A 19,855-nucleotide genomic window follows, 5' to 3' on the forward strand; every position below is an offset into this window, starting at 1 on the left:
TACCTCGCGACCGTGTCGGTGGGGGAGGGACAGCGGGCCGGCCGGTGTCAGACCAGCTCGGCGTGCTTGAGGGCCAGCGTGATCTCGTCGGCGGCCGAGGGGGCGAGCGGCAGCAACGGCGGGCGGACGGTGGCGTGCTCGAGGATGCCGCGGGCGACCAGCGCGTGCTTGAGGGCGACGGTGCCCTCCATGTGGGAGCCGCGGTGGTAGACGGCCTTGGTCAGCGGCAGCAGCTTCTCGTGCAGCTCGTGGGCCCTGGGGTAGTCCTGGGCCTTGCCCGCGGCGATCAGCTCGACCAGCAATTCGGGGGCCATGTTGCCGTAGCCGACCAGCAGACCGTCGACGTCGAACATCGTGGGCAGCAGGTACTCGTCGTGGCAGGAGAGGACCTGCAGGTCGGGGAACTCCTGGCGCAGGACCGGGATCTCGGTGTACCAGCGGCGCATGTTGCGCACGCCGTTCTTGGTGGCGACCACGCCGGGCTGGCCGGCGATCTCCAGCTGGGTCTCCAGGTCGTAGGACGCCTTGGTCACGTCCGGGTACTGGAAGAGGATGCACTGCAGGCCCGAGGCCTCGTGGATGGCCTTGTACCGGCCCTGCGGGGCGCCGGGCTGGAAGCCGAACCGCAGCCAGCCGTGCGACGGGTAGACCAGCGCGCCGGTGGCGCCGGCGTCGGCGGCCCGCTTGGCCTCCTCGGCGGCGGTCTTGTCGCCCTCGGTGGTGATGCCGGCGATGACCGGCACCTTGCCGTCGACGGCCTCGACCACCGTGCGGATCAGTGCCACCTGCTCGTCGGGGGTCAGGTAGGTGCCCTCCCCGGCGTGACCGAGGAGGACCAGGCCCTTGACGCCGTCGAAGGAGATCAGCCACTGGGCCAACTGGGCGTTGGCGGCGTGGTCCACATCGCCGTCGCGGGTGAAGGCGGTGACGGGGGCGGGGGTGAGGCCGCGAAGGTCCATGACCGACATCGGGTGCTCCTTGAGTAGTGTCCTGTCTGGTATCCCGGATCGTTTCCGGGAACGTTCCCATCACACCATCGGGTGTGATGCAGGTCAACCCCTACGGATGAGGTGCATCACAAATGGCAGCGCACGGTCACTGTTCGTCACCGACGATGGCGCGTCCTGGCCGACGTCGCCTCGCTCGCGGGCCCGCGGCGCCCCGCTTCCGCGCGTCGGGCAGATATCGACCGGCCAGGGCGGCCGGGCGTCCGGCATAGGCTGAGACGACAGGAGGACCCGTGGCCCAGGATCAACAGACCCGACCCCGTTCCGCGCCGGTGACGCTGATCGACGTCGCGGCCGCTGCCGGGGTGTCCAAGTCCACGGTCTCCCGGATCCTCGACGAACGGCTGCCGCGCTCGGAGAGTGCCACCGCCCAGCGCGTGCGGCAGGTGGCCGCTGAGCTCGGCTACGTCCGCGACCCTTCGGCGGCCAGCCTGCGGCGCGGCAAGACCATGACGATCGGGGTGGTGGTGCCCCGGCTGACCGACACCGTCATGGCGATGCTGTACGAGGCGCTGGCTCGCGCCGGCCAGCGATCCGGCCACTTCACGATCGTGGCCACCACCGGTGACGAACCGGATGCCGAGCGGGCCGCGGTGGAGGCGCTGCTGCAGCGCCGCGTCGACGGAGTGATCCTGTCCACCGCCCGCCTGGGCGACGACTTCCCCGGCCAACTGGCCGCCCGCCGGGTGCCCTATGTGCTGGCCCTGCGAACCGACGGGCGCAGCCTCGCCTCGGTCGGTGATGACCAGCTCGGGGGCTACCTGGCCACCCGGCACCTGCTCGACCTCGGGCACCGGCGCATCGGCCTGATCGCCGGTCCCCGGTATGCCTCCAGCGCCCGCGGCCGGGTCGAGGGCTACCGGCAGGCCATGGCGGAGGCTGCGGTGGACGTGGCGCCGTCCTGGGTGGTCGAGTCGACCTTCGGCATCGACTCCGGCGCGGATGCCGCCCGCGCACTGATGAGCCTGGATCCGCGGCCGACCGCCGTCTTCGCCGTCAACGACAACACCGCGATCGGGGCACTGTCAGCGTTCGAGGACCTCGGATTGTCCGTTCCTGAGGACGTCTCACTCGTTGGCTACAACGACATCCCGATCGTCAGTCGTCTGCCGACGCCGCTCACGTCGGTGCGGGTGCCGTTCGACCAGATCGCCGGCGCCGCCCTCGAGCTGCTGATCTCCGGCCCGCAGGGAGCGCACGACCGGGTCAGGGTGGCCCCGCCAACGCTCATCCCGCGCCGATCGACCGCCTCCCCGTCTGTGGCCTGAGGCAGGCCACCTCGGAGCTGATGTCGGCCGTGCGCTTCGCGGCGCCGCTTGGGTGTCCGAGGGGGACGCGGTCCCCGAAGCTCATGAGTTGCCTTCCGCCCGGCGCCGGGCGACGCCCGGCGCCGACGTCCACACTGGTCGCGGAGGGAGTCCGCGGGTCAGTTCGCCGGGCTCGGCGGGGTGCCGCCGGGACCGCGCCGAGCGGCGTGCCTGCGGGGGCGCCCGAGGGGCTCCGTCGCCTGAGCCGACCGCCGGTCGGCGTCCTCGTGGGGTCGACCCGGACGGGCAGATTCACGGTGTAACCGCTGGCGACGTCTCCGCTGACGCTGGCCAGCTGGCTAGCGCCGCCGTGTCATCGGTGCGCGGCGGGGGCGGTGAGGGCGGGGTCGGGGCGGACAGTGCCCGGTGGGTCGACGTTCGCGCCACCGACGCGGCCCCGTCGGGCATCGGAGAAGATGAGGTGGCCGCTGGGCGAGGTAGCTGGCGGCGAGCAAGGTGGTGTCGGTGAGCATCTTGGCCGGCAAGAGCGCGAGGCCGAGCCAGGCAGCAGGGCCAGGCTGCGTAGCCGGCCGCCACGAGAGCGACCACCAGGGCGCCGTACCGGACTGCGGTGGCGGTGACCCTCCGGTGCCGCGGCGCGAAGACGAAGCGGCGGGTGATGGCGAAGTTGCCCGTCGAGCTGAGCACGCGAGCGCCGACGACGGACAGCAGGGCGCCGGTGACGGCGTGCAGGGCGAGCAGCGCCATGAGATCCAAGTCATCGGAATCCAAGCTGATCTCACTGACCTCGCCGAGTTGGAGCGGCTGAACGATGACCTGGACCTTGACCAGGACGCGGTGTAGCTGACGGCGTCCGTGCTGGCGACCACCGGCTCGCCGTCGGCGTCGAGGGCGACCACGGCGATTGCCCCGCCCGCCGCCGTCGTCGCCTGGTCAACCGCCGCCAGGACGGACGCCGCGCCGACGACGCGCCGCGGCGACCTGGAAGAGGCCGCCGCATCGACCGGAATGGCCGCGGAGACCCGCGCCCTGACTCCCAGCAACGTCAAAGGTGACGTCCAGTGGCGGCCCATCTCCGCCACGCAACCTCGTGGTCGTCCCGCCGTCGACTTCGGAAAGCCTGATGTCGTCTTCACTGATCTTGTGCGCCGCCGACCTGGTGGCCATCACGCTGCTGACCTTCGCCATCTACTTTCCCCGCCACCGGCGCCGCGACCTGGTCATCGCGTACCTGGGCATCAACGTAGGAGTGCTGGCGGTGTCGGCGGCCCTGGCCACGAGCGGCGTCGGCGCGGGGGTGGGGCTCGGGCTCTTCGGCGTCCTCGCGATCATCCGGCTGCGCTCGACCGAGCTCGACCAGCACGAGGTCGCCTACTACTTCTCGGCGCTCGCCCTGGGCCTGCTCGGCGGCCTCGGCACGTCGGGCGTCGTCCTGTCGGCATCGCTCATGGCGCTGGTCGTCGTGGTCATGTACGTCGCCGGCCACCCGCGGCTGCTGCGCCGGTATCGGCAGCAGGTGATGGTGCTCGACACCGCGTTCACCGACGAGCGGTCGCTGATCGCCCACCTCGAGGGGCTGCTCGGTAGCCGGGTGCACCAGGTGACGGTGCAGCGGGTGGACCTGGTCAACGACACCACCTGGGTCGACGTCCGGTTCGAGCGCTCCGGCGGCGCGCACACCGCTGCCCTGGACGACGGCGCGACGACCCCGATGAACGGCTCGCTCGTGCCGCGGTCTGCGCCGGTGCGGCGATGACCGCCGTCGCGCCGCCCGTGCTGCCGGCCACCTCCGGCCTGCTGCCGATCGACCTCGAGGAGCTGGTGGCCCGGGCGGCGCTGCAGACCCGGGTGGACCGCAAGTACGTCCTCCCGCTGACCGCAGCCGACCGCTTCGTGACCGGACTGGCCCGTGCCGAGGAGGTGCGCGTCCTGGAGATCGGCGGGCGGCGCTCCGCCGGCTACGCGTCTCAGTATCTGGACACATCGGACCTGGCCGGGTACCACCTCGCGGCCCGCGGGAGGCGCCGACGGTTCAAGGTCCGCCGCCGCACCTACCTGGACTCCGGGGACGCCTACCTCGAGGTCAAGACCCGCGGCATGCGCGGCGCGACCGTGAAGGAGCGCATCCCCGTCGCCGGCCCGTCGACCGCCTGCGACTTCATCGACGCCGTCCTCACCCGGACAGGCCTGGGCTGGGTACGCGGTCGCGACCTGCGTCCGGCGCTGTACACCGCCTACCGGCGGAGCACCTTGCTGCTCCCCGCGAGCGACACACGGGTGACCGTCGACACCGAGCTCATCTGGTCGCTGCCCGGCGGTCCCGACGCCCACCTCGACGGCCTCGCGATCGTCGAGACCAAGTCGACCGGCTGCGCATCGACCGCCGACCGCCTGCTGTGGCGCTCGGGCTTCCGACCCAGCCGGATCTCCAAGTACGGCACCGGCCTGGCCGCGCTGCGCGGCGACCTGCCCGACAACCGGTGGTGCCCCGTTCTCCGGCGCCATTTCTCCCTCCTGACCCCCCGCACCTGCGACGAACGGACCCTCCCGTGACCCTGACCCGACTGAAGAAGACCCGCACCACCTTGTCCGGAGTGCTCATCGCCGCCGTCCTGGCCGGCTGCAGCGCCCAGGCGGCCACCAGCAGCTCCTCGGACGGCACCACCACCACGGTTTCCGCGGAGGAGGTCGCCGCCAACAGCGGGACCACCGTCGAGGACGCGTTGGCCGCCAACACCGAGACCCACGACGACGACGCCGACCACGCCTACGACGACGCCGACGTCATCGACGTGACCCTGACCGGCGACTCTGCCGAGTCCGACTCCGACGCGGTGACCGTGGACGACGGGACGGTGACCATCACCGCCGCCGGCACCTACCGGCTCAGCGGCTCGCTGGACGGTCAGGTCGTCGTCGACACCCAGGACGAAGGCGTCGTCCGGATCATCCTGGACGACGCCGACATCTCGTCGTCCACGACGTCCGCGCTCGCCTTCCTGGACGCCGGCACCGCGATGGTCGTGCTCGCCGACGGGTCGACCAACTCGCTGAGCGACGGCTCGGACCACGCCGCCGACGGCTCGGAACCCAACGCCGCCCTCTACAGCGCGGCCGACCTGACCCTCACCGGCACCGGGTCGCTCGCGGTCACCGGCAACGCCGACGACGGGATCGCCAGCAAGGATGGCCTGGTCCTCGACTCCGTCACGGTCACCGTCGAGGCGGTGGACGACGGCATCCGCGGCAAGGACTACCTCGTCGTCCAGGACGCCGGCATCACGGTGACCGCGGGCGGCGACGGACTGAAGTCGGACAACACGGAGGACGCCACGGCCGGATACGTGTACGTGGCCGGCGGATCGGTGGACGTGACCGCGGCCGGTGACGGCATCGCCGCCGAGACCGACGTGATAGTCGGCGGCGGCGACGTGACGGTCGGGTCCGGCGGCGGCAGCGGGCAGACCGTGGCTGACGACGCCTCGGCCAAGGGCCTCGAGGGCACGGTCAGCGTGGTCGTCGGCGGCGGGACCGTCGAGGTCGACGCGGCCGACGACGCCGTGCACTCCGACGGCGTGGTCAGCATCACCGACGGCACGCTCACCCTGGCCACCGGGGGCGACGGCGTGCACGCCGACGGCGACGTGACGATCGCCGGCGGGAGGCTGACCGTGAGCGAGTCGTACGAGGCGGTCGAGAGCGCCGTCATCACCATCAGCGGCGGCGAGCTGGACCTGACCGCGAGCGACGACGGCCTCAACGTCGCCGGCGGCGACGACGGATCCGGCCAGAGGGGTCCGGGCGCCGCCGACACCTTCGCCGCGTCGGGCGACTACTCGCTGACCATCTCCGGCGGCACGCTCGTGGTGGACGCCGGCGGCGACGGCCTCGACGCCAACGGCACTGCCACGATGACCGGCGGCACCGTGACGGTGGCCGGGCCCACCCAGGCGGGCAACGGCTCCCTGGACCTGGACGGCGGCCTCGCGATCAGCGGCGGCACGCTGCTGGTCAGCGGCTCCTCGGACATGGCGCAGGCACCCTCGACCTCGTCGGAGCAGGGCTGGGTGGCGGCCACCTTCGACACCCAGGACGCCGGCTCGTCGGTCGAGATCGTCTCCGCCGACGGCACCGTGCTCGACAGCTGGACTGCCGTGAAGGAGTTCTCCCTGGTCACCTTCTCGTCCGCGGACGTGGAGAGCGGAGCCTCCTACGCCGTGCTGGTCGACGGCGTCGAGGTGGCCACCGCGACGGCCGGAGAGTTCACCGGCGGGGGGATGGGCGGCGGGCCGATGGGCGGTGGCGGCCCGATGGGCGGCGGTCCCATGGACGGCGGTCCCATGGATGGCGGGCGGCCCGACAGCAACTGAGCCCAAGCCGATTCACAGCCGGCCGACGGGGTCGCTCACAGGCCCGCCACAGGTCCGCCCCGGAACCTGCACCCCGACCGGCCGGAGCAACCGACCCTGACCCGACCGAACCCGACCCGAGGAGAGAACGTGCGCAAGAAGTTGATCGTCGCCACGACCGCCGGGGCGCTGGCCCTGGGCGGCAGCCTGGCCGTCGCGGTTCCCGCGCTGGCCGACGAGGAGTTCTCGACGTCGACCACGCGGGAGGACCGTATCCGTGAGGCCCTGTCGGGCCTGGTCGAGGACGGGTCCCTCACCGACGCGCAGGCCGACGAGGTCGCCTCGACGCTGGTGGAGTCGGGTCTTGCCGGCCGGGGCGGCCATGCTGGCGGCCATGCTGGCGGCCATGCTGGCGGCCATGGTGGTGGCCGGCTGGACCTGTCGGCCGCCGCGACGGCCCTCGACATGACCGAGGACGAGCTGCGCGAGGCGCTGGAGGTCGACGACACCTCCCTCGCCGACGTCGCCGAGGCGCAGGGCGTCGACGTCGAGGCGCTCGTCGACGTGCTCGTGCAGGCGCAGCAGGAGCGGATCGCGCAGGCCGTGGAGGACGGCGACCTCACCCAGGAGGAGGCCGACGAGCGCCTGGCGGACCTGGGGGAGCGGGTCACCGAGCGGGTGAACAGCGACGACTGGGGGCACCACGGCCCCGGCGGCCGCGGTGGCCCCGGCGGTGACCGCGACATGGAGGATCAGTCGGACGACTGACCCCGGTCGCCTGATCGGAGCGGCGTCGCCCCTTCCCCCCGGGGCGGCTCCGCTCTGCCGTCCTGGTGCGTGGGGACTGCCGCGTCGGGGTGGACGTCGTCGCGATGTGGTCTTCCGGCGACGAGGTCGAAATCGCGCTCCGAGACCGCCGCCCGGGTCGCGGCGAGCGACGACTACTGGCCCGCACGCTCGTCCCTATCGGGCCGGCCTGGTCGAACGGCTGCAACGGATCCGTCCGCGGAAGGGGTCGCACGGTGGGTCGAGGAAGGACGGACAGGAGTTGGCGACGGCGTTGCCGGACACAAACGCGAGGCGAGGCCGGATCACTACGGGGTCGATCGCCCTCTCTCCCGTCGCCGTCGACGTGTTGGTCGTCGTACTCGGCGCTCGTCCTGCTGAGCAACCTCGACGGCACCTACCGGCACCCTGAGCGGTTCTCCCGCCGATTCACCGGTCGCATGGCCCGAGCGCACCAACCGCTGCGGGACGAGCGCCTCCGGGGGTCCGGCTGCAGGACCTCCGCCACACGCACGCCGCACTGCTGCTGGCCGACGGCGTGCCGGTCGATGTGGCCTCGGAGCGCCTCGGCCACGCCACCGCCACCATCACGCTCAGCGTCTACCAGCACCTGCCACCCCACCCCGGCAGGGGGTGCGAGGCGGCCGACCGCTTCGCGGCCCTGCTCGAGGGCCGATCCGCGGCGCGAACTACCACGGCGGAATCACCAGGCCGTTCTGGGCCTGGATACGACAACGCCCCGGGCTCCTGCACGAATCCCGGGGCGATGCTGTGTCCGAGGGGCGACACGCTACATACGCACACGTCTCAGGTGACGGCGGATGGGCCTGCCCGGCGTTCAGTTGCCTCTCGGGCCTGGACCTACCTCGTCGGCGGCGTCGACCACGACGCGGGCCGGCCTCCATCAGTACCGCTATACACCAGTCGTACACATATGGTGTATAGTAGGTGTATGCCGCGGCTACGAACCAACATCGAGATCGAGGACGAACTCGTGCAGGTCGTGATGACCCGCTACGCAGTGAGGACCAAGACGGAGGCGGTTGACCTCGCGCTGCGCCACTTGGCCGGCCAGCCGATGAGCCGCGATGAGGCGTTGTCCATGCGCGGTGCCCGAGCGATGGAGGACGTCCCGGAGGATCACGCACCGCGTGGCGCCGCGTGATCCTTGCCGACACCTCTGCCTGGGTGGAGTTCGATCGGGCGACGGGCAGTGCCGTGGATCGGCGGATGACTGAATTGATCGCCGTCGACGGCCCCCTCGCCGTCACGGAGCCCGTCCTCATGGAGGTACTCGCCGGCGCGCGCGATGACCAACGAGCGGATGATCTCCGACGGTTGCTGCTGCGATGTCATCTGCTGGGGATTGATCCTGCCGCGGACTTCGATGCGGCTGCCCGCGTCTACCGTCGCTGCCGGCGCGTCGGGGTGACCCCCCGCGGACTCCTGGACTGCCTGGTCGTCGCGGTGGCTTGGCGTAGCGGAGCCAGCGTGCTCGCACAGGATGTCGACGTCGATCGCATCTGTGACGTCTTGGGTGTGCCTTCGGACCCGGGGGCGACGAACTGACCAGGCCAGGACTGCCGGCCGTTCAACCGGCCTCTGTCGTATGGGGAGGACCCCGGGCTCCCGAAGACCCGAGCCGGCCGACGGCGTCCTCCAAGATCAACGGGACGTACCGGCAGCAGAACATAGGAGAAGCCCGACGGGTCTGAAGACCGTGGGGGTTCAACTCGGTGTCCGAGGGGGACTTGAACTCCTGTCAACGGCCAAGCATTCAGATGCCTGTAGGCGCCCTGACCTGCACATATGCCTTCCGCCGGAGGCGCCGACGGGCACCAATTCGCATCCAAATACCCCCCAATGCGCCGGCGGCAGTATCACGCGGAGTATCACGAGTTAGGTCCGGGGGAGAGGGGGAACTTCGGCGGGATCACCTCGCTCGGGGCCAGCGGACCGCCCCAGGGCCCAGCGACCACGAAGAGAGCCGCTGACGTACTCGGGCTGCCGCAGGCGCCCGCCGGACGCGGTCGATCAGTCCCTTGTCGGGTCGTGTGCCTACCGGTCGCCAAAGCGTGTGTCGTGAACTTCGGTAAGGGCGTTGTCGACCGTGACACCCAGGGCAGCCAGCAGGGGTAACCGGGGGATCAGCACCCGTCGACCGAGACGGAGAGCCGGCAGCTCGCCGTTCTCGATAGCTCGAGTCACCGTGCGCACGTCGACACCAAAGACTGAGGCGGCCTGGGCGACCGTCACGACGGCGGCTCGGCTTATCCGCAACTCCTCGAGGTCCACGTGGCCCCCTTCGTGTCAGCGCGGAGGTCGTCGTGATGCGGCGACCCGCCGTCGCCGTTGAGGGTGGGCCGCGGGTCTCCTGGCCTCCTCCAGTCGGCTGCGATCGCAATGTTTGCGCGCCCGAGGCGGGGGAGTTTCCCCTCAGAAATTCTCCAGTGCTTCTCAGGAGTACTGGAGTCTGACCGGAGGACGCGGCTCAGCGCACCTCCGGTGCTCCGGTCTGGTGAGCGCGTCTCCGGTAGGCCTCCAGTACGGGTTGTAGCGCCCGTGCCAGGGCGGGCAGGTCTCGGTCGTAGACCCGCCCGTCCTTCAGCTGGCCGGTGAGCTCGCCGAGCATTCTGGGCCAGTCGCGGCGGGTGGGCACGAGAGGAACCTGGACCTCAACACGCCGCTCGACGACCTTTACCGAGGACAGACCGGAGGCCGCGGCCCGGGCCTGCTCCCAGGCGCGGTGCCGGCAAGTGGCCGAGCACCATTTGGGTATCGGTCCCCGGCTGCGCGGAGTGATCGGCCCACCGCACCAACCGCAGGACGTCGCGGCGGTCCGTCGTTCGCGACGGTCTACGTCGCCGCCGGACTGGTTCGCACGAGCCTTCTTGATCGGTGCCCGGTGGACGTGCTCACGCCGTTGCCGCTCGCGCTCCCGTCGCCGGGCTCGGTATGGGGGGCTACCGCTGTTTCCCATGCCCACGACTCTGCAGACGAGCCTGCAGTAACTCGTCACCACGAATCGCGAGACCCGAGGTGCAAGAGGTGTGTGCCTCTTGATCTTGACGTTTCTCTAGTGGGTTTGGTCCTGATGAGGCACGTTCGGAGAACGCCGCCCGCTGGGATCTCTCGATGACGTGGCGTCCGCTCTCACGACGAGGCGCGCGAGTCTCGTAATCCTTGCGTCGGGTGGCGATCTGGATGGCGGGGGACAGCGGCCAGGCTGCCTCGGGGGTCTGCGGCGAAGCTGGGGTCGACGGCGAGACGGCTCGGCCGGCGCGTGTGCTGCGGACGGCAGACTGTAGGTCGCCCGTTCCAGCCGCGCCGGGTGCTGCGGCCCGCGTCGGCAGACTGGGGCAATGGAGCCAACTGTCATCATCGCGGCAATCGGCCTCTTGACCACGGCCAGCAGTCCGTTGTTGCAAACCTGGCTGACCGCCCGCAACACCAAGAAGGCCTGGCGGCGGGAGGCTCTCGCCAACGTCTACGCCGACGCCCTTGCCCATGCGCAGTCCCTTGAGTCGCTCATCGAGCGCGTGACCGACCCGTACGGGTCGCACGGGAAAACGCGCGGACGTGCCCCATGTCGACCTCATCGCTGCGCGTCTCCGGCTGCACGCGCCGCAGCGGGTCCTGGATGCCTGGCAGGAGCTCAGGCTGCGAGAAGACGCTCTGATGTGGGACCTGAGCGAGAACTACCCGGCCATCGGCCACGGCGGGGATGGGATGCGGTCAGACGACCCGGGCGTGCTGAGGCTGACTGGCGCGATCGACGACTTCGTCAGCGTCGTCAGGAAGTCGATCGGCACCGACCTCGGCAAGTGAGTCCCCCGGCACCATGTCTGTTCTCATCTCTAGGGAGAATCGAGTTCATGGTGCCGGGCGCCATATTGACCGCGCTCACCCACAACTTGGCCACGCCGTGGACCCGGCCGAGTAGCACGTCCAGCAGAGGCCTCGAGCTCGTCGGCGTCCCTGATGGCGACCTCAGGGACAGTTGCGCGACGGTGGTGCTGGTCTCCCCCACCGTCGACTGCTTTGCTGCACCGCGCCCCCCGTGCGGGTATTGACGCTGACACGATGGCGGAAGTGCGAGAGGGTCCAGTCGTGACAATCACTGTCTCTCTTGGCCACTCCACGACCACAATCGAGCGCGAGGCCTTCGTAGCGCTGATCGAGGACTCCTGGCAGCGAGAGGCGAAGGAATTCCTGGAGGCGCTGGAGGCGTCGCGCATCTCGTTCACCAAGCTGGTGAGTCTCGGGCGAAGCGCGGAGATTCCGTACACGCTATTCTTCGCCCCGATCGCCGTCGTGGAGGCGCAGCTCAAACGGAAGCAGGAAGTTCTGCTACGCGGGGTGAGTAAAGGCACTTTCTCGCTCAACTCTCGCGGCAAGGTGCGTCTCGCTGACGTCGAGCTCATCGTGAAGGACATGTTGCGCAAGCAGCAGCTGCTGAAGCGGAACGACCCTGAGCTGCCTGACAATGCCTTTGTGGGCGCGCTGCGGGGGTCCAGGCGGAGCGTGGAGGGCGACGCCGACTGGCTGATCACTCAACTGGGCGTAGATCGCTCCTATCTGCTGCGTGTGAAGACGAAAGAACTCGCCTTTGACCACTTTCTCGACAGCCTGGAAGAACACAACATCTTCGTGTCTCAGAGCATGAGAAACTACATGCCACAGGCTATTCCGAAGCGGGCGCGGTTCAGCGGCATCTGCATCCGCGACAAGAAGGTGCCGTTCCTCTTCGTCAACAACGGCGACCACCGCGACAGCTTGGAACCAGCAGGTCGGCGCCTTCTCACGCTAGCGCTGCTCACCGTGTGCCTCGCTCGTGGCAAGTTCAAGCCCGTCGCCTACTCGGACGAGTCCGACGATCCGATCGAAAACCGAGAGTTCGAAATCGCAGAAGAGATGCTGATGCCGGCCGCCGCGGTGGCTGGTCGTGAAGTTTCCTCCTTGGACGACGTCAAGGCGCATGCGGACACCTATTGCGTGACACCCAGCGCGTTCTTGATGCGAGCACGGCGGCTCGGCCTTGTCGACGCTTTCACGGCTCGTGACTACATTGCCGTCCTTCGCGAGGAGTTTCGGAACCTGCCGAAGGCCCAGGCGCGACAGCCGAAGCCAGTTAACGCGCTGCGCAAGTACAGCAGCGCGGGGTACTCTCGAGCGTTGTTGAGGCAGATGGACGCCAGGCGGCTGCCTGCTTCAGAGATCACCAGGGTGTTGTTCCAGAACCGAAAGTCCGTGTCCCTCAACGAGTACAGGGCGACGCTGTAGTGGTCGACCGCTACCTGGTGGACAACGTGACCCTGTCAAGGATGACGGCTGAGCAGAGGGCGTCGCCGTTCATGCGGAACCGATGTCGGATTCCGGAGGAAATCCTATACGAGGCCCGGGGGCTGCCCGACATCGAACTGCTCAAGCCGCTCATCTACCCGATTACCACCACGGTGCTCGAGAACGTGAAGGTCGTGCTGGCCACAATCAAAGCAGGGGACAAGGTGGTGGATCTGTACCGCAACGAGGGCAACGGCGACGTCATGCTGCTGGCAACCGCCCTCACGGAGATGGCGGTCACGGCCGAGCAGCTGTTCGGGGATCGATGGATCATCGCCACCGCCGACAAGGGACTCACCAGCAAGGCCGTCGAACTGGGCGTGCTCACCTGTACGTCGGACCAGTTCATCGAGCTCGTCTGACAGTTGCGATGAGGTGGCGGGCTTGGGGAGCCCGAAGCAATCTCTCGATCTGCTCGTGACGCATTACCGGGCGCGTGTCCTTGAGTCGGCCGCTCAGGTCGGTCGGGCCATTCAGCGATCAGGTCGCGCGGCTGCTTGCCTATCCGTCATAACGAGTCCGGACACCTGACATGCTTGACGTGTGGCAGTTGATCTCGTGGATCTCCAGTCGGGGTCGACTGGCGGCGGGTTGCTCCGCGGCGCGGGCATCGAAGCTTCAGCTAGTGCGACAGGCAGGTGTCGGAGATGTCGTCATCCTTGGTCACCTGGCGAGCGACGCTAGCGTGGGAGAGGAGAGCTTCCAGCTCTCGACCGACCATTGTGCCGAGATCGACGAGGCGACCTCCGATGCGTGTCACCCGGAACGCGAGTCTCCTATGCCTCCACTGAGAGACGAAGAAGAGTGGGCCAGGGCTCTCATGGAGTCGGTGCTCGGCGTGCCCGTCAAGCAGCACGACGATGGGTCGCTGGGGGGTATGCATGACCTGGCCATCCAGTATCCCGATCGTCCGGCGGCTGCAGTCGAGGTGACGGCCGCCGCGGACCGTGCCTCGGTTGAGCTCTGGCACCTGGTCAACGGGGCCAGCGAGCGGTGGATTGTTCCGACGCTGCGGGGAGGCTGGTTTGTGGCGCTGGAGCCGTGGGCGCGGGCCGCCCGGCTGAAAGCTGAACTCCCCGCGACACTGGCAAGCCTTGAGGCCGAAGGTGTCACCTGGCCGCGGTGGAACCGAAGGCGTCGTCCCACCGGTCAAAGCGAGTTCGATCAACTGCAACGTCTCGGCGTGACGCACGCTTCGCAGGGTAGAACCGATTTTCCTGGGTCGATCTATCTGACCATCGAGCAGCCGCAGGAACGGACCGGTGGCATTGTCGATCCGACGGGCGCGGCCGTACCGACGTGGGTGGCAGAATTTCTTGCCGAGCCACAGCAGGCCGACGTGCTGGCCAAGATGCGCCGCTCAGGTGCGTCGGAATGCCACGTCTTTGTCATCCTGCCCGGCTTCTCGACCGCGCCGTTCGGTGTTCTCGACGCGTTGTGGCGCGACATGGACGAGGCTTCGATGTCGTCACCCCACCTTCCGTCGGAGGTCACCCATGTGTGGTTGGCCTCGACCTGGGAGGTGGGCACCGGCTTGCGCTGGTCCCCGGACGGCTGCTGGCAACGGTTCAACAGGCGTCCTACCAGACCTGGAGCAGACGCCGCGAGCGCCTGACGCCCGCGGCTACCGTGAGGCGTTGTCGCCGGCCGAGGGGTCGCTAGCAGCCCGTAGATCTCGAAGGAGCGCCTGACCGAAGGGGGTTAGGCCCTTGAGGATCGCCGTTTCTCCCCAGGTGTTGCTCGTCTCGATCAGGCCGACGGAAGCGAGGGCGGCAAGTACCGGGTCGGGATGTGCCCTGCCTACCTCAGCGATACGGGGAACAGTCTCGCGCTCGGTGTACTGGGCTCTGGGGGCGACTTCCCCAGCCGCCTCGGCCTCTTCCTCGGCCCGATGGATGGCTTCGAGGCACCGCACGTGCGGCGCGTCGATCTGTGACAAGACACCGACGAGAAGGGTGGCTTCGTCGACGCGGGCATCGTCCAGGACGGCTTGCGCAATCACGCGGCCCAGAAGGCGCCGCTTGGCCTCCAAGCCGGTCCGTCCCGCTGCCTCCAGCGCGGCAGCGAAGGCGGCGTCGAGAGCAGGCTGCGCCTCGAGTCGGCGACTGAGCGGCTCGGGGGCCATGACGGCGGTCACCTCGTCGCTGACCTGTGAAACGCGCGCCGACCGGCGGGCGCGAAAGCCGTCATACAGAATCGCCAGGCTGCCGGCGAACTTGGGGCTCGCCGCCACTAGGGCGCGGCCGAAGATGTCCGGAACGCTCGGTGGAGGCTTGTCTGGCTCGGGCATCGCCGACATTGTCCCTGTCCGCGTACTGACCGTGCTCCTACTGAGCGGTCCACGCCAGTGGCAGCGATGAATGATGGCGCTCGCCGAATCTCCCCAGGGGTGCTCATCGAAAGTCCCCACCCGGGTGCGTGGTCAGGTTAGCGGTCGCCGGGTGCCGGTGGCGGCGCGGCGGAGAGTGTCGGTGCGGGCGTGGTGGTCGCGCAGCCGGTAGCTGTCGCCGTCGAGGTTGAGCACGACGGAGCGGTGCAGGAGACGGTCGAGCATGGCGGCGGCGACGGTGGTGTCGCCGAGGACCTCGCCCCAGGAGGCGACTCCGCGGTTGGTTGTCAGCACGATCGAGGTCTTGCCGTAGCGCTGGGAGACGACCTGGAACAGCGCGGAGGCGGCCTCGGCCGGTAGTGGGAGGTAGCCCAGTTCGTCGATGACCAGCAGGGTGGGTCCGGCGAAGAACCGCATGGTGGTGGCCCACCGGCCCTCGATGGCGGCGCGGTGGCAGCGGGCTGCGAGGTCGGCGGCGGTGGTGAAGTAGGTGCGGTAGCCGGCTTGGGCGGAGGCCCGCGCAAGACCGACCGCCAGATGGGTCTTACCGACTCCGGGTGGGCCGATGAGCAGCACGTTCGTCGCGGACTCCAGGTAGCGGCAGGTCGCCAGCTCGGCGATGAGCGCCCGGTCGACTCCGGGGGCGGCGTCGTAGTCGAAGTCGTCCAGGCTGGCCGGGGAGGGCAGCGAGGCGAACCGGAGCCGGCCGGCCAGCCGGCGGGCCTCGGTGTCGGAGACCTCCAGGGCCAGCAGACGTTCCAGTGCGGCGGTGAGACTGAGGCCTTCGGCGCGAGCGGCGTCGAGCACGCCGGGGAGTGCTTCGGCGGCGGCGTGCAGCTTCAGGGTGGCCAGGTGACCGCGGAGTTGCTGGTAGACGCTGGCCTGCTGGTTCGTGCGTGGTTCGATCGGTGGGGTGGTCATCGGAGGGTGTTCCTTCCTCGGGCGGCGCGGTCGTAGGCGGCCAGGTCGATCACGACCCGGCCGGGCTCTGCAGGAGTTCCCGTGGTCTTCTCGCGGAGGTGGTCGGCAGCCGCTTGGGCCGCGGGGCCGGGTGGGATGCGCTGCTTGCTCCGGTGCGGGGCGACGGTGGTGAACGCGGCCAGCGCGGCGGTCTCCAGAGCGGTCACGTGGACCGAGTCGCGGATCATCGCTCCGGCCCCGTCGCCGGCCAGCCGGTGGCGGGCCACCACCGTCGGCAGCCGGCCGGTGGTCTGACCGGTGCTGATGTCGATGCTGGTGGCGCCGAGGCGGTGGGCCACGGTCACCGTCGTGCCGGTCAGCTCCGACGGGACGGAGTAGAAGTTGCCGCGGAAGGCGACCAGCGCCTGCGCGGAGACCTTCCGCTCCACGGTGAGCGCGGCGGGGAACGGCGCCGGCAGCGGCGTGAGCCGCTCGTCGGCGAGGAAGCTGGAGACGGTGCCCCGCCGGCCGCCGAGGGTGCGGAGCCGGGCGTCGCCGCGGGTCGCGCAGAACTCGTCGAGTCCGGCCTGCGCCTGCTCGGGCGTGGTGTCCTCGCCCAGGGTGCGCCACCAGCGCTGGGCGGCGGTGTGGTTGGCCTTCTCCACCACGCCCTTGCGGTTGCCGCGCCGCGGCGGGCAGATAGCCACGGTGACCCCGTAGTGCTTGGCGACCGCGGCGAACGACGCGCTCACCCTCCCGGAGGCGGGATGGCAGACCGTCGCCATCCGGTCGAACCGCCAGCTGCGGGTCAGCCCGCCCAGGGCCACCGAGACACGGTGCAGGGCGTCGATCAGGACCGGCTGCTCCATGCTCGAGCAGAGCACGCCACGCCAGCGGCCGGAGTGCGCCAGCGCCCCGACCAGCAGGAACGCCTTGCCGGTGTAGCCCGCGGCGGCCCAGGAGGCGGGCGGATCGGGAAGCTCGACCCAGTCCCACTGGGTCTCCTCCCCGGCCGGGTGGTCGATCACCGCCGCCGGGCGGCCCTTCGTCGGCGCGCACGGCTCACAGGCCGGGCGCAGCTCCCGGGCCCGCAACTGGCGGGTGAAGGTGGAGTACGCCCGGTCGTAGCCCAGGCCGGTGACCTCGTCGAACAAGGTCATCGCCCACAGGTGCGGGTCCTCGGTCAGCCGGGCGCGGCAGTAGTCGACGAACGGGCCGAACTCGTCCGGGCCGGCCGGGGCGCGGCTGCCGGCCTGGCGGCCGTACAGGTAGGCGCGGATGGTCTTGCGGTCGCGACCCAGGTGCCGGGCGATCGCCGAGATCGTCCAGCCCTGGCGACGTAGCGCGTGCACGTCGATGTCGTCCTCCCGTGTGAGCATGAGAGGCAGGGCTCCTTCGAGGTGGTGCGGTGGTCAGAGACCGCCATCCTCGGAGGAGCCCCCGCCGTCTCGGCGGAGCTCCACGGGTGGGGACTTTCAGTGAGCAGGTCTGGGGACTTTCAGCTGAGCGCCGTCATGAACGAAGAGCTCGGCGCCCGTTCTGTCAGTACCGCCTGGTAACACCGTAGGCGGAGGAGTTCCGACCACTGGAGGGCAGACACATGACCAAGTCGACCAGGAACACCGGCAAGGCCTGGACCCCGGCCGCCAAGACCCAGTTGCGGCAACTGGCCGCTGGCAATACGCCGACGCGGGTAATCGGGCTGAAGCTCGGCCGCACTGCGGCAGCGGTTCGCAACCAGGCTGCAAAACAGGGCACGAGTCTGAAGCCCACCAACCAGTCGCCGTACAGCCGGCGCAGTAGATAGAGCCGAGGCGGCCGCCATGAGCCGACCAGGATGTAGCGTCCGCAGCCCTCCGTGGCTGGCCGCCCAGGCTCACGAATCGCTCAGCGGTTGATCGCTGGCGACACGGACGAAGGATGTTGAAGACTTCGAGAAGAGGAGTGGGCGCTTCGTGAGCACCCTGTCCGTGACTGGCGACCTCGCTGACACGTTGAAATCTCTGCAAGCAGCTCCGCATGTGTCGCTGTTGTTGGGTGCTGGGGCATCCGCAGCCGCAGACTTGCCTCTTTGGGGCCCGATGGTCGAGCGCCTGCTGGTGGCCTCGGGAGCTGTCGACACGCCGGAGGCCGCAGCTGGCCTGCTAGCCCGCCAGGACCCTCTTCTCGCTGCGGAGGCTGCACTGGCCAAGCGAAGCGACCCTGAACGGTCACGCCTGCTTTACAGAGCTCTCTACGGAACGGCGGATCCCGACGAGGCAGCTGCTGAGTTCACGTCTGCCGCCCTCCATGACACCGTGGCCGATCTTGTCGCCGAGAGCCCAAACAAGTTCGAACTACTGACCCTCAACGTTGACGACCTTCTTGAAGAAGCGGTTGGTAGCCGAGGCCTCAGCTACTACTCGCGCTCTAGCGCGTCACCTCGGGAGGCACCTGGTGCCATCACAATCCACCACTTGCACGGCTTCTTGCCGCGGGCTGATCCCGAGGGCGGCAATGCCCTCGTCTTCACTCTAAGCGACTACACGGGCCTGGTCGGAAACGTCGACGCCTGGCAGCGCGTGGAACTGAATCTTCGCTTGCAGCAAGGGCCACTATTGCTCGTATCCACAAGCTACAACGACATGGATGTACGGACGTGGCTAGGTGCGATCGCGCTTCATCACCCGGTGTACGTGCTGGTGCCCCGTCAGACGCTAAGGCTCGATCCTGCCCAGTTCGAGTTGGTGAAACCTGCTCTCGAGGCGCAGTGGGCGCAAATCGGTGTCACTGCCCTGCTGGTAGACGACTACGCAGACATTGCTCAGCTCTTGAGGGAACTGAGTCACGCCGGCAACCCGGACTACCTCTCGCCCAGCGAGCGCATCGGGCGCCTGTGGACAGTGCACGAACGGGAGTTCACAACCTTGCAGGAGGAGGACAGCGCCACGCTCGCGGCGGACCTAGACACCCTGGCGCCAACCGTGGGGGACGACGCGAATCTGACCCTGTGGCTTGCCGATGGCAGCGGCAGACTCGTGAGATGGAGTAGCCCGGACCGGCAATACGTGGCCTCCGACCGTCTCCGTCGCATCGAAGCGCGTCACGACAGCCCCTGGCTTGCTGCCCAGGCCTTTTGCCAAGACGCTGAGGTCGTGAACGTGCGCATTCGGGCGGGTAGCGACCCCCTGACTGAGACTCGCCGCTGGCGTTCTGTTGCAGCCATCGGTGTTCGAGCTACGTTGCCGGGCGGCCCTACAACCCCCGTCGGCGTACTGTCCTCGGCCTCCGTGCAGGACTTCACAGGAGACGTCGACGCGTGGACTGACGCTTTGCGCGGTCTAGCCGACGACTGGGCGACTCGATTGGCGGCTCGCGCATGACACGAGCCAGGCCCACGACCCAGACGGCGACTAGGCTGTGAGTTCGGACTGGACCAGGGAGAGCGCTACGTGAAGTCCTCTAAGAAGTACGTCGTCCGTGAGGTCAAGTCCGGTACGTTCCACGTTCGCGAGCGTCGTTCTGCAACCTGGCAGGATGCTGCGGTTACTCCGGACTCCCGTCCCAGCAAGCCCTCTGTCGCCGTCCGAGCGGGTGGGGGAAGGTCGAAGCAGAGCGCGGCTGGCTGATCCGCCGCTTGCACAGTCATCATGCACTGGCCCGGCGCCAACCGGGCGCGCACGAGTTGCGTGGTGGCAATTGTGGTTGCAGTGGGCGTCGTTCGCGGGCGTGCGCGGAGGTCCGCCGTCCTTCAAACCGGCACGTCAAGCGGCATACGGAACGGCGACGAACCCGTGCGAACGCGATCATGACGGCCTGGCAGTGCGGCCTCCACGGCCCGGGACCGTCAAGTCGTGCGGACGAGGAGGGCCGGGCGGCTCCGGCTGGCGTTGC

20 protein-coding genes are annotated in these 19,855 nt (G+C 69.2%); 14 read left to right on the forward strand and 6 right to left on the reverse strand.

Translation table 11 applies throughout. The features are described from left to right. Positions 1 to 47: 47 nt before the first annotated feature. Positions 48 to 968 (reverse strand): dihydrodipicolinate synthase family protein, encoded by a 921-nt coding sequence (locus tag MVA48_RS03350; protein ID WP_246985816.1) that lies wholly within the window; start codon positions 966 to 968, stop codon positions 48 to 50. A gap of 272 nt (positions 969 to 1,240) precedes the next feature. Here MVA48_RS03350 and MVA48_RS03355 point away from each other — a divergent pair, with 272 nt between their 5' ends. From MVA48_RS03355 to vapC, 8 genes are all read left to right on the forward strand, one after another. Then, positions 1,241 to 2,275 (forward strand): LacI family DNA-binding transcriptional regulator, encoded by a 1,035-nt coding sequence (locus MVA48_RS03355; RefSeq protein WP_246985818.1) that lies wholly within the window; start codon positions 1,241 to 1,243, stop codon positions 2,273 to 2,275. A 504-nt stretch (positions 2,276 to 2,779) separates the two neighbouring features. Continuing rightward, positions 2,780 to 3,118, forward strand: coding sequence for a hypothetical protein (locus MVA48_RS03360; protein ID WP_246985820.1), 339 nt, complete (start codon positions 2,780 to 2,782; stop codon positions 3,116 to 3,118). Positions 3,119 to 3,398: 280 nt separating this feature from the next. Continuing rightward, on the forward strand, positions 3,399 to 4,031 hold the full coding sequence (locus tag MVA48_RS03365; RefSeq protein ID WP_246985822.1) for a DUF4956 domain-containing protein: 633 nt from the start codon (positions 3,399 to 3,401) through the stop codon (positions 4,029 to 4,031). Beyond that, positions 4,028 to 4,828 carry a polyphosphate polymerase domain-containing protein gene (locus tag MVA48_RS03370; protein ID WP_246985824.1) on the forward strand — a complete coding sequence of 267 codons (801 nt, stop codon included), beginning with the start codon at positions 4,028 to 4,030 and terminating at the stop codon, positions 4,826 to 4,828. Before MVA48_RS03365 ends, MVA48_RS03370 begins: the two co-directional genes overlap by 4 nt. Further along, positions 4,825 to 6,645: a carbohydrate-binding domain-containing protein gene (locus MVA48_RS03375; protein WP_246985826.1), complete on the forward strand. Its 1,821-nt coding sequence runs from the start codon at positions 4,825 to 4,827 to the stop codon at positions 6,643 to 6,645. Before MVA48_RS03370 ends, MVA48_RS03375 begins: the two co-directional genes overlap by 4 nt. A gap of 129 nt (positions 6,646 to 6,774) precedes the next feature. Beyond that, positions 6,775 to 7,392 (forward strand): hypothetical protein, encoded by a 618-nt coding sequence (locus MVA48_RS03380; RefSeq protein ID WP_246985828.1) that lies wholly within the window; start codon positions 6,775 to 6,777, stop codon positions 7,390 to 7,392. Positions 7,393 to 8,362: 970 nt separating this feature from the next. Next, a complete protein-coding gene (locus MVA48_RS03385) occupies positions 8,363 to 8,575 on the forward strand; it encodes a type II toxin-antitoxin system VapB family antitoxin (RefSeq protein WP_246985830.1) in 213 nt (70 codons plus the stop codon). Next, positions 8,572 to 8,979 (forward strand): type II toxin-antitoxin system VapC family toxin, encoded by a 408-nt coding sequence (gene vapC / locus MVA48_RS03390; RefSeq protein ID WP_246985832.1) that lies wholly within the window; start codon positions 8,572 to 8,574, stop codon positions 8,977 to 8,979. The genes MVA48_RS03385 and vapC overlap by 4 nt, the downstream gene beginning before the upstream one ends. 489 nt (positions 8,980 to 9,468) lie before the next feature. Here the strand turns inward: vapC and MVA48_RS03395 are convergent, their stop codons facing one another. After that, positions 9,469 to 9,705 (reverse strand): excisionase family DNA-binding protein, encoded by a 237-nt coding sequence (locus MVA48_RS03395; protein WP_246985834.1) that lies wholly within the window; start codon positions 9,703 to 9,705, stop codon positions 9,469 to 9,471. A 196-nt stretch (positions 9,706 to 9,901) separates the two neighbouring features. Further along, positions 9,902 to 10,069 carry a hypothetical protein gene (locus MVA48_RS03400; RefSeq protein WP_246985836.1) on the reverse strand — a complete coding sequence of 56 codons (168 nt, stop codon included), beginning with the start codon at positions 10,067 to 10,069 and terminating at the stop codon, positions 9,902 to 9,904. 920 nt (positions 10,070 to 10,989) lie between these two features. Between MVA48_RS03400 and MVA48_RS03405 the strand changes: the two genes are divergently transcribed. The 4 genes from MVA48_RS03405 to MVA48_RS03420 all read left to right on the forward strand — a co-directional run bounded on the left by MVA48_RS03405 (position 10,990) and on the right by MVA48_RS03420 (position 14,368). Beyond that, positions 10,990 to 11,238, forward strand: coding sequence for a hypothetical protein (locus MVA48_RS03405; protein WP_246985838.1), 249 nt, complete (start codon positions 10,990 to 10,992; stop codon positions 11,236 to 11,238). A gap of 282 nt (positions 11,239 to 11,520) precedes the next feature. Further along, positions 11,521 to 12,693, forward strand: coding sequence for a hypothetical protein (locus MVA48_RS03410; protein WP_246985840.1), 1,173 nt, complete (start codon positions 11,521 to 11,523; stop codon positions 12,691 to 12,693). Next, the gene (locus MVA48_RS03415; protein WP_246985842.1) at positions 12,693 to 13,115 is read left to right on the forward strand and encodes a hypothetical protein; all 423 of its coding nucleotides are present in this window, start codon (positions 12,693 to 12,695) and stop codon (positions 13,113 to 13,115) included. The genes MVA48_RS03410 and MVA48_RS03415 overlap by 1 nt, the downstream gene beginning before the upstream one ends. Positions 13,116 to 13,438: 323 nt before the next feature. Next, positions 13,439 to 14,368: a hypothetical protein gene (locus MVA48_RS03420; RefSeq protein WP_246985844.1), complete on the forward strand. Its 930-nt coding sequence runs from the start codon at positions 13,439 to 13,441 to the stop codon at positions 14,366 to 14,368. A 9-nt stretch (positions 14,369 to 14,377) separates the two neighbouring features. On the opposite strand, the gene MVA48_RS03425 is transcribed toward MVA48_RS03420, so the two are convergent. The 3 genes from MVA48_RS03425 to MVA48_RS03435 form a co-directional block, all read right to left on the reverse strand. Then, positions 14,378 to 15,043: a hypothetical protein gene (locus MVA48_RS03425; RefSeq protein ID WP_246985846.1), complete on the reverse strand. Its 666-nt coding sequence runs from the start codon at positions 15,041 to 15,043 to the stop codon at positions 14,378 to 14,380. A gap of 132 nt (positions 15,044 to 15,175) precedes the next feature. After that, positions 15,176 to 16,003: an IS21-like element helper ATPase IstB gene (gene istB / locus MVA48_RS03430; protein ID WP_246985848.1), complete on the reverse strand. Its 828-nt coding sequence runs from the start codon at positions 16,001 to 16,003 to the stop codon at positions 15,176 to 15,178. Continuing rightward, on the reverse strand, positions 16,000 to 17,361 hold the full coding sequence (locus tag MVA48_RS03435; protein ID WP_246985850.1) for a Mu transposase domain-containing protein: 1,362 nt from the start codon (positions 17,359 to 17,361) through the stop codon (positions 16,000 to 16,002). Before MVA48_RS03435 ends, istB begins: the two co-directional genes overlap by 4 nt. A gap of 221 nt (positions 17,362 to 17,582) precedes the next feature. Here MVA48_RS03435 and MVA48_RS03440 point away from each other — a divergent pair, with 221 nt between their 5' ends. Together MVA48_RS03440 and MVA48_RS03445 are read left to right on the forward strand one after the other, a co-directional pair. Continuing rightward, positions 17,583 to 17,789 carry a hypothetical protein gene (locus tag MVA48_RS03440; protein WP_246985852.1) on the forward strand — a complete coding sequence of 69 codons (207 nt, stop codon included), beginning with the start codon at positions 17,583 to 17,585 and terminating at the stop codon, positions 17,787 to 17,789. 148 nt (positions 17,790 to 17,937) lie between these two features. Beyond that, entirely contained in the window at positions 17,938 to 19,344 is a 1,407-nt protein-coding gene (locus MVA48_RS03445) for an SIR2 family protein (protein ID WP_246985854.1), read from the forward strand. Positions 19,345 to 19,855: the final 511 nt, after the last annotated feature.

This window comes from Blastococcus sp. PRF04-17, from assembly GCF_023016265.1.
Classification (GTDB): Bacteria; Actinomycetota; Actinomycetes; order Mycobacteriales; family Geodermatophilaceae; genus Blastococcus_B.

Bases quoted from the DNA above. Each gene is read 5' to 3' on its own strand.
- MVA48_RS03440 (WP_246985852.1), top strand. From the start codon at position 17,583: ATGACCAAGTCGACCAGGAACACCGGCAAGGCCTGGACCCCGGCCGCC.
- MVA48_RS03370 (WP_246985824.1), top strand. From the start codon at position 4,028: ATGACCGCCGTCGCGCCGCCCGTGCTGCCGGCCACCTCCGGCCTGCTG.
- MVA48_RS03350 (WP_246985816.1), bottom strand. From the start codon at position 968: ATGTCGGTCATGGACCTTCGCGGCCTCACCCCCGCCCCCGTCACCGCC.
- MVA48_RS03435 (WP_246985850.1), bottom strand. From the start codon at position 17,361: ATGCTCACACGGGAGGACGACATCGACGTGCACGCGCTACGTCGCCAG.
- MVA48_RS03365 (WP_246985822.1), top strand. From the start codon at position 3,399: ATGTCGTCTTCACTGATCTTGTGCGCCGCCGACCTGGTGGCCATCACG.
- MVA48_RS03425 (WP_246985846.1), bottom strand. From the start codon at position 15,043: ATGCCCGAGCCAGACAAGCCTCCACCGAGCGTTCCGGACATCTTCGGC.
- MVA48_RS03385 (WP_246985830.1), top strand. From the start codon at position 8,363: ATGCCGCGGCTACGAACCAACATCGAGATCGAGGACGAACTCGTGCAG.
- istB (WP_246985848.1), bottom strand. From the start codon at position 16,003: ATGACCACCCCACCGATCGAACCACGCACGAACCAGCAGGCCAGCGTC.